Annotated in this window: 10 protein-coding genes; 5 read left to right on the forward strand and 5 right to left on the reverse strand. The window is 64.4% G+C overall.

Annotated elements, in window-relative coordinates; genetic code table 11:
* Positions 1-9: 9 nt before the first annotated feature.
* Positions 10-819, reverse strand: coding sequence for a division plane positioning ATPase MipZ (locus B5X69_RS11575; RefSeq protein ID WP_079638855.1), 810 nt, complete (start codon positions 817-819; stop codon positions 10-12).
* Between the two features lie 84 nt (positions 820-903).
* Between B5X69_RS11575 and panC the strand changes: the two genes are divergently transcribed.
* Both panC and B5X69_RS11585 read left to right on the forward strand, forming a co-directional pair.
* Positions 904-1,743 carry a pantoate--beta-alanine ligase gene (panC, locus tag B5X69_RS11580; protein ID WP_079638856.1) on the forward strand — a complete coding sequence of 280 codons (840 nt, stop codon included), beginning with the start codon at positions 904-906 and terminating at the stop codon, positions 1,741-1,743.
* 244 nt (positions 1,744-1,987) lie between these two features.
* A complete protein-coding gene (locus B5X69_RS11585; RefSeq protein WP_079638857.1) occupies positions 1,988-2,302 on the forward strand; it encodes an SEL1-like repeat protein in 315 nt (104 codons plus the stop codon).
* On the opposite strand, the gene B5X69_RS11590 is transcribed toward B5X69_RS11585, so the two are convergent.
* Genes B5X69_RS11590 through B5X69_RS11605 form a run of 4 tightly spaced genes read right to left on the reverse strand, consistent with a single transcriptional unit; the run spans position 2,299 to position 4,842 of the window.
* Complete coding sequence (locus tag B5X69_RS11590; protein ID WP_079638858.1) at positions 2,299-3,447, reverse strand: GNAT family N-acetyltransferase; 1,149 nt, start codon at positions 3,445-3,447, stop codon at positions 2,299-2,301. The genes B5X69_RS11585 and B5X69_RS11590 overlap by 4 nt on opposite strands.
* 8 nt (positions 3,448-3,455) lie before the next feature.
* The gene (locus tag B5X69_RS11595; RefSeq protein WP_079638859.1) at positions 3,456-3,920 is read right to left on the reverse strand and encodes a RidA family protein; all 465 of its coding nucleotides are present in this window, start codon (positions 3,918-3,920) and stop codon (positions 3,456-3,458) included.
* Positions 3,921-3,931: 11 nt separating this feature from the next.
* Entirely contained in the window at positions 3,932-4,573 is a 642-nt protein-coding gene (locus B5X69_RS11600) for a hypothetical protein (RefSeq protein WP_079638860.1), read from the reverse strand.
* Positions 4,570-4,842 (reverse strand): DUF3572 family protein, encoded by a 273-nt coding sequence (locus B5X69_RS11605; protein ID WP_245798705.1) that lies wholly within the window; start codon positions 4,840-4,842, stop codon positions 4,570-4,572. Before B5X69_RS11605 ends, B5X69_RS11600 begins: the two co-directional genes overlap by 4 nt.
* 88 nt (positions 4,843-4,930) lie before the next feature.
* Here B5X69_RS11605 and B5X69_RS11610 point away from each other — a divergent pair, with 88 nt between their 5' ends.
* The 3 genes from B5X69_RS11610 to B5X69_RS21480 all read left to right on the forward strand — a co-directional run bounded on the left by B5X69_RS11610 (position 4,931) and on the right by B5X69_RS21480 (position 6,614).
* Positions 4,931-5,293: a response regulator gene (locus tag B5X69_RS11610; protein WP_079638862.1), complete on the forward strand. Its 363-nt coding sequence runs from the start codon at positions 4,931-4,933 to the stop codon at positions 5,291-5,293.
* Positions 5,294-5,413: 120 nt separating this feature from the next.
* Complete coding sequence (locus tag B5X69_RS11615; protein WP_079638863.1) at positions 5,414-6,376, forward strand: patatin-like phospholipase family protein; 963 nt, start codon at positions 5,414-5,416, stop codon at positions 6,374-6,376.
* A 79-nt stretch (positions 6,377-6,455) separates the two neighbouring features.
* Complete coding sequence (locus B5X69_RS21480) at positions 6,456-6,614, forward strand: hypothetical protein (protein WP_176141582.1); 159 nt, start codon at positions 6,456-6,458, stop codon at positions 6,612-6,614.
* The last annotated feature ends 111 nt before the right edge of the window (positions 6,615-6,725 follow it).

Genomic DNA, 6,725 nt, shown 5'->3' on the forward strand with positions numbered 1-6,725 from the left:
GAAAACGGGTCAGGCAGCGGCGAACAGGTCGCCATCCGGATGCAACCGCTCGCGGGCGGGAAGGTTCAATCCGCCCATCGCCTCGCGCAATTCCTGCCGCGCGACAACATGACCAATGCCCATGCCTCCAAGATGCGCCTTGTCGAGCAGCGTCAGCCCGGCCGGGAAAAGTTCGCGATAAATGACCCGTTCGCCAAGACCCGGGATGACGCGGAAGCCGACACGGCGCGACAGCTGGGTCAGCGCCTCGCCGACACGGCGCATATTGTGCGCATCGACATGCTGGAGCCGGTTGCGTAGCACAATCCAGTCGATCGTCCGCCCATCGGTTTTGGCCCGCGCCTTGCGCGTGTCCCAGATCAGCTCCGAGTAAAAGCTCGGGCGGGTGACCTGGAAAGTCTCGGGATCGACCTGACCAATGAGGTCGAAGTCGATGAAGCTGTCGTTGATCGGGGTAACCAGCGTGTCCGCGCTCGTCGCAATGTGGCGCGCGAACATATCGTCACGTCCCGGCGTATCGGCCACGAAATAGTCGGCCCCCTCCACCAACCGCGCGACCTGCGCGTCGAGTTCCTCGATCGTCGACCCTTCGAACACCTCAAAGCGTGGCGTCGGCAGCTCGATGCCGCGGCGCTTGGCCGTATTCTCGCGGTTTTCAAGGTAACGGTGGAAAGTCCGCTGGCGCGGGTCAAGGTCGATTCCCGCGACGCGCCAGCCAAGGCTCGCGAGCGCTACCGCGAAATGCACCGCGCAGGTCGATTTGCCCGTCCCCCCCTTTTCATTGGCAAAGATGATGCGGTGCGGTTCGGGCGTCGTCATGACCGTTGCGATTTTCCTGTTGGCGGCGCATGGGAGCCGCATCGGTGGCGTATAGGCGCCGCCAATATCGGAGGGCGGGCAAGGGTGCAAATCATCCGTGATATTGCCACGCTTCACCGTGCCGTTTCGGCACTGAAGCAGGGCGGGAAAAGCGTGGCGCTGGTACCGACGATGGGCGCGCTGCACGAGGGACATCTGTCGCTCGTGCGCATGGCCCGCCGCGTCGCGGACCATGTCGTCGTGTCGATCTTCGTCAACCCGACCCAGTTCGGCCCGAACGAGGATTTTGCCGCCTATCCGCGCGACGAGGCGCGCGACGCTGCATTATTGGTCGAAGAACAGACCGCGCTGCTCTGGGCACCCGACGTCGCCGCCATGTATCCGCAGGGTCATAGCACGCATATCGAAGTCGCCGAGCTTGGCGCCGATTATTGCGGCGCCGCGCGCCCCGGCCATTTCGACGGCGTTGCGACAGTGGTCGCCAAGCTGTTCAATCAGGTCCGCCCCGACATGGCGATCTTCGGCGAGAAGGACTGGCAGCAACTCGCCATCATCCGCCGCATGGCGCGCGACCTTGACTTCGGGCTCGACATATTGGGCGCCCCGATCGCGCGCGGCGCCGACGGTCTCGCCCTGTCATCGCGCAACGCCTATCTGACCGATGAGCAGCGCGCCGCCGCCGCCGCCTTCCCGCGCGCGCTGAAGGCTGCCGCCGGGTCGATTGCCGGCGGTTCCGACGTCGGCGAGACGCTTGCCGAGGCCGAAGCCGCGATCTTGGCTGGAGGATTCGATCGCGTCGACTATGTCGCGCTTGCCGATGCAAACAGCCTCGAACGCTTGACGCAGCTCCGCCAGCCCGCGCGCCTCCTCGCGGCGGCGCGGATCGGGGCGACGCGGCTGATCGACAATTGGCCGGTAGGCTGAACCCGCGACGCCGGCCCGGCCAAGGCGGGCCGATCGCGCTCCTTTTTCGGCCCTTTTGATCAACTCGACGCGACCCGAAGCCTCGCTTCATGACACAATCGCGCTGAACGGTGGTCCTGAACCCCACATTTTTGGGTCTTTTCGCTCTTATCTTCAAAAAAGCGCATCATCGTTAACGCTTTGTTGACCATGTCCCGCAAGGTTGAGGGGCGGCCTCTCTGTGGGGGAGGCAAAGGGGGTTATCATGGCAAACAGTCTGAAGTCTGCCCAGTATCTGATCGAAAGCCGGCTGCTCGACGCAGCGCGCGGCGACGCAGGTGCCTATTTCGACCTTGGCATCGCCTTTTCGACCGGCACCGGTGGGGTCGATGTCGACCTGATCCAGGCGCATAAATGGTTCAATCTCGCAGCGCTCGGCGGTAGCCGCGAAGGCCAGCAATGCCGCGCCGATTTGGCTTCCGAAATGAGCCGCGACGAAATCGCCGAAGCCCAGCGGCAGGCGCGCGCGTGGCTCGACGAAACCGCCCGGCGTCCAGCGGTCCAACGCTTCGCCGCCTAGACCTTCCGCCGGAAGGGCATATGCCCTCCCAGCCATTCCAGCTCCTCTTCCTCGGCGGCGCGCTCGCGCTCCAGAAATTCCGCCACGGCACGGCGGAATCCCGGATTGGCGATGAAATGCGCCGACCAGGTCGCGACCGGTCCATAGCCTCGCGCGAGCTTGTGCCCGCCCTGCGCGCCCGCCTCGACGCGTCGCAAGCCGCGCGCGATCGCAATATCGATCGCTCGGTAATAGCAAAGCTCAAAATGCAGATAGGGGATGTCTGCAAGACAGCCCCAATAGCGGCCGTAGAGCGTATCGCCCCCGAGAAAATGCATCGCTCCTGCGACCGCTTGGTCGCCCGCATAGGCCAGAACCAGAATGATGCGGTCCGCCATCCGCGCACCCAAAAGATCGAAGGCATCGCGCGTCAGATAGGGATGTCCCCACTTGCGCGCGCCAGTGTCCTGATAAAATGCCCACATCGCGTCCCAATGCGCCGGCTCGATCGCGTCGGCCGTCGCCTCTACGATCCGCAGCCCTTCGACCGCGCGCGCGCGCTCCTTGCGAAGCTGCTTGCGCTTTGCCGAGGTTAGCGTGGCAAGGAAGTCATCGAAGCAGGCATAGCCCAGATTCGCGAAATGGAACTGGATGTCACGGCGCACCAGCCAGCCTGCATCCTCGAACAATGTCATCTGCTCGGGGGCCACGAAGGTCGCATGGGCCGAAGAAAGACCATTCTGGCGCACCACCGCTTCAGCGGCGCGGATCAGCAGCCGGGCGTCCTCTTGCGTTTGCGCGAGCAATCGCGGTCCCGGCACAGGCGTAAAGGGCACCGCAATCTGCAGCTTGGGATAATAGGCGCCGCCCGCACGCTCCCATGCGTCGGCCCAAGTGTGATCGAAAACATATTCACCCTGGCTATGGGCCTTCAGATAGGCGGGGGCCGCGCCAACGAGCGCACCCTCGGCATCTTCAACCAGCAGCGGCATCGCCTGCCATCCGGTCCCCTTCCCCACGCTTGCGGAGTCTTCGAGGAGCGAAAGGAAATCATGGCTGACGAACGGGTTGTCAGCCCCGGCCAAGGCGTTCCACGCCCCTTGCTCGACCGCGGCAACGCCGGTGCCGATCGATAGGGTGCGGGCGGGCGGGTCGGCTTCGGCCATTCGGTTCCTTATGCGGGTTTCACCGCGACGATGGCGTCGACCTCGACCGCGGCGCCAAGCGGAAGGACCGACACGCCCACTGCGCTGCGCACATGGCGGCCCGCTTCGCCAAATAATTGCTCCATGAGCTCCGAGGCGCCGTTGGCCACCTTAGGCTGCGCTGTAAAGCCGGGATCGCTGTTCACGAACGCGCTTAGCTTGACGATCTTCTCTACACGCGACCAGTCGCCGCCGACCGCCTGGCCGATCTGCGCGACGAGCATCAGCGCGCAGCGCCGCGCGGCGTCGTAGCCCGAGGCTTCGTCCATGTCGGCGCCAAGCCGACCCATAACGACCTGCCCGTCGCGAAATGGGAGCTGTCCGCTGATGTAGAGGAGCCCGCCATGCTCGACTGCAGGCACATAGGCGGCGACAGGCGCGGCGGGCTTGGGGAGTTCAAGACCAAGATCGGCGAGTTTGGCAGAAATGTCCATGGAAATGTCCTTTATACCTGTTCTGAGCCTGCGGCCGGAATGTTTTGCGATAGCCGCGCGAGGATCCAGTCTTGCGCCGCGCCCCAGTCGTCAATCCGCGCGTGCGCATGCGGGGCGGGGGCGATCTTGCCGGCGATCGCGGGTTCACCGACCATGTGGAGCCGCCACACCTCGGGCGCGGCGGCCGCGACCGACGCATGATGGCCAGCGAGATCGTCGATGAAGACCGCGACGCTGGGCTTGCGCTCGTCGAGCAGGCGGCGCACCGGCTCGCCCTTGCCGCCACGACTGCCGATCACCGGTGCGCAGAGGCCGAGCGCGGAAAGCTGCGCGCCGCGCGCCGCCTGGTGGGCGGGCCCGACATTGGTGAGCACGACAATATCGGCCGCGGCGCCAATCGCTGTCATGGCCGCCATCGCGCCGCGAATCGGATATTGGCGCGCCATCTCCGTACGGAAGAAGCCATCGAGCAGCGGCCACACCTCGGCCGCCTCGAGCGGCGTGCCGCACTCCTTGCGCTTGAGAGCACCGGCAAAGCTTGCATCCTCCATCCGGAACAGCACGCCATGTGCTTCGTCGACCCACTGCGCGAAGGGAACGACCATATGCATCAGCACCTCGTCGCAATCGGTGATGACGAGCGGGCGAGTCATGGCTGCTGTCCTTTCAAATCTTCGAGCCGGCGGGCGGCGCCTGCGAGCGCTTCAGGCTTGATATCAAGTGCGGCGGCGCAAGCGACAAGATCAGGTTCGTACGCGGTCAGAAAACCGAGGATGGCGGACAGCGTTGCGCGGTCATCCAGAAAAGCGCGGAGCGTCGAAGGATCAAGGCCGGTCATTTCGAGCAGGCGGTCGGCACGGCGCTCGTCGCTCAATATCCAACCAAGCGCATGGAGCGCCAGCGCTTCGTCGCCTTCATTCACCCGGAAAATCCCTTCGCCGCGAGGCAATTGTGTCCTCCCGCCGATTCGCCTAAACGGGCGCGGGACGCAAGCGGGGAAAGCCAACATCATGGGCAGGACGATATTGGTCGTCGAGGATAATGAGCTCAACCTCCGCCTCTTTTGCGACCTTCTGAACGCCCATGGCTACAGCGCGCGCCCGGTGCGCGACGGCCGCGACGCGCTGGCGAAGGCCCGCGAGGTGTCGCCCGACCTCATTATCATGGACATCCAGCTACCACATGTGAGCGGACTCGACCTCATCCGCCAGATGAAAGCCGATCCGGCCCTCAAGCCGGTGCCGATCATGGCGGTCACCGCCTATGCCGGAAAAGGCGACGAAGAGCAGATTCGCGCCGCGGGCGCAGAAGCCTATGTCTCGAAGCCGATTTCGGTCATCAGGTTCATCGAGAGCGTGGGCGCGTTCGCCTGAGGGGCTGGCCGAGACAGTCGCGCGCCCTCAGCGCCACGACCCGACCGGATTGAACGGCAAAGGCGCATCCCTCCCCGCGCTTCCCATGCTATAAGCTCTTCTCCTCGAAGGAGAATCGGAATGGCAGGCGGACTCGCGATCGTGCTGAGCGGCGGGGGTGCCAAGGGCGCCTTCCAGGTCGGGGTCGTCCACGAGCTCGTCGTCAACCGCGGGGTCAGAATCGACATAGTTGCGGGCGTCTCGACGGGCGCGATCCAGGCCTTGGGTGTTGCACAGGACGATGTGCCTCGTCTGCTCGACGCCTGGCTCGGCATCAAGGGCAATTCGTCGATCTACAAGGAACGCCCACTCGGCGTGGTTGGTGGCCTGCTGGGGCAAAATGCGATCTACGACGCCGCACCGCTGAAGCGCCTGATCAAAGGCTTCGCGGACGCGGAAAAGCTGGCGGCAAGCGGGCGCAAGCTGTTGCTCGGCGTTGTCAATCTTGGCACCGGCACCTATCGCAGCATCGACGAGAGGGTGACCGGCATTCACAATTGGGTCTATGCAAGCTGTGCGATGCCGCTCTTCTTCGACCCGCTAAAGACGCGCGCGCGCGATGGAACCGAGGAGCAATGGGTCGATGGCGGCGTGCGCGACGTGACGCCGCTCAGCGCCGCGCTCGAAAGAAACCCGCGCGGCGTGATCGCGGTGCGTGCCTCGCCCGCGCCGCAGCCAGGCCGTGTGCGTACCTATGGCAATCTCATCAAGATCGGGCTGCGCGCGGTCGATATCCTGCAATCCGAAGTATCGGCAAACGACCTCGCCGGAGCGGCCCTGATCAACGATCTGATCGCGGCGCGCGAAGCGCAGCTGCGCGCGCTCCAGACCGAAGGCATCGGCGGTGCGCAGGCAGCGCGGATCCTCCGCCCGCTCGATGTCCAGATCGCACGCTATCGCTTTGCGCCCATCCGGATCATCGAGCCCGAAGAGGAGTTTTCCGAAACGCTGGAATTCGATCCCGCAAAGATCCGCGCGGCGATCGACGCAGGTCGCCGCGCGGTCGAGCATGAATGGGACGCGCTCGAACCATTGCTCAGCTGACCACAGCGATCGTGCGGCGCAAGGGCTGCAGTTGCGGGGGGCTGAAGCGGAAGACAAATTCCGCGGAATATCATAATGAATGGCAACCGCCGCGCAATATGACGCCTTCACCCCCCGGGGCGCTCGGAGAGGCAATGGCATCCTTTCCTTCACGACACCGATCACAATCCGCAACATTATCGAGAACGACGTCGCCCGCGACCCACTGCTCGATCGCAAGCGGGAAAGCTGGCTCTAGCCGCTCTTATTCGTGACGATGTTGTTCTTGGGGAAGATCAATCGTTGGCGGCAGCGGGCGTTTGAGCAGGCCGAGTGCCTCCGCTGCGTCTATTTCATCGCGTGGGATCGA

The sequence above is a fragment of the Sphingopyxis flava genome, assembly GCF_900168005.1.
Lineage (GTDB): Bacteria > Pseudomonadota > Alphaproteobacteria > Sphingomonadales > Sphingomonadaceae > Sphingopyxis > Sphingopyxis flava.

Coding starts and splice junctions, on each gene's coding strand:
- B5X69_RS11585 (WP_079638857.1), top strand. CDS start 1,988: ATGGCAAACAGTCTGAAGTCTGCCCAGTATCTGATCGAAAGCCGGCTG.
- B5X69_RS21480 (WP_176141582.1), top strand. CDS start 6,456: ATGGCAACCGCCGCGCAATATGACGCCTTCACCCCCCGGGGCGCTCGG.
- B5X69_RS11595 (WP_079638859.1), bottom strand. CDS start 3,920: ATGGACATTTCTGCCAAACTCGCCGATCTTGGTCTTGAACTCCCCAAG.
- B5X69_RS11590 (WP_079638858.1), bottom strand. CDS start 3,447: ATGGCCGAAGCCGACCCGCCCGCCCGCACCCTATCGATCGGCACCGGC.
- B5X69_RS11600 (WP_079638860.1), bottom strand. CDS start 4,573: ATGACTCGCCCGCTCGTCATCACCGATTGCGACGAGGTGCTGATGCAT.
- B5X69_RS11615 (WP_079638863.1), top strand. CDS start 5,414: ATGGCAGGCGGACTCGCGATCGTGCTGAGCGGCGGGGGTGCCAAGGGC.
- B5X69_RS11610 (WP_079638862.1), top strand. CDS start 4,931: ATGGGCAGGACGATATTGGTCGTCGAGGATAATGAGCTCAACCTCCGC.
- B5X69_RS11575 (WP_079638855.1), bottom strand. CDS start 819: ATGACGACGCCCGAACCGCACCGCATCATCTTTGCCAATGAAAAGGGG.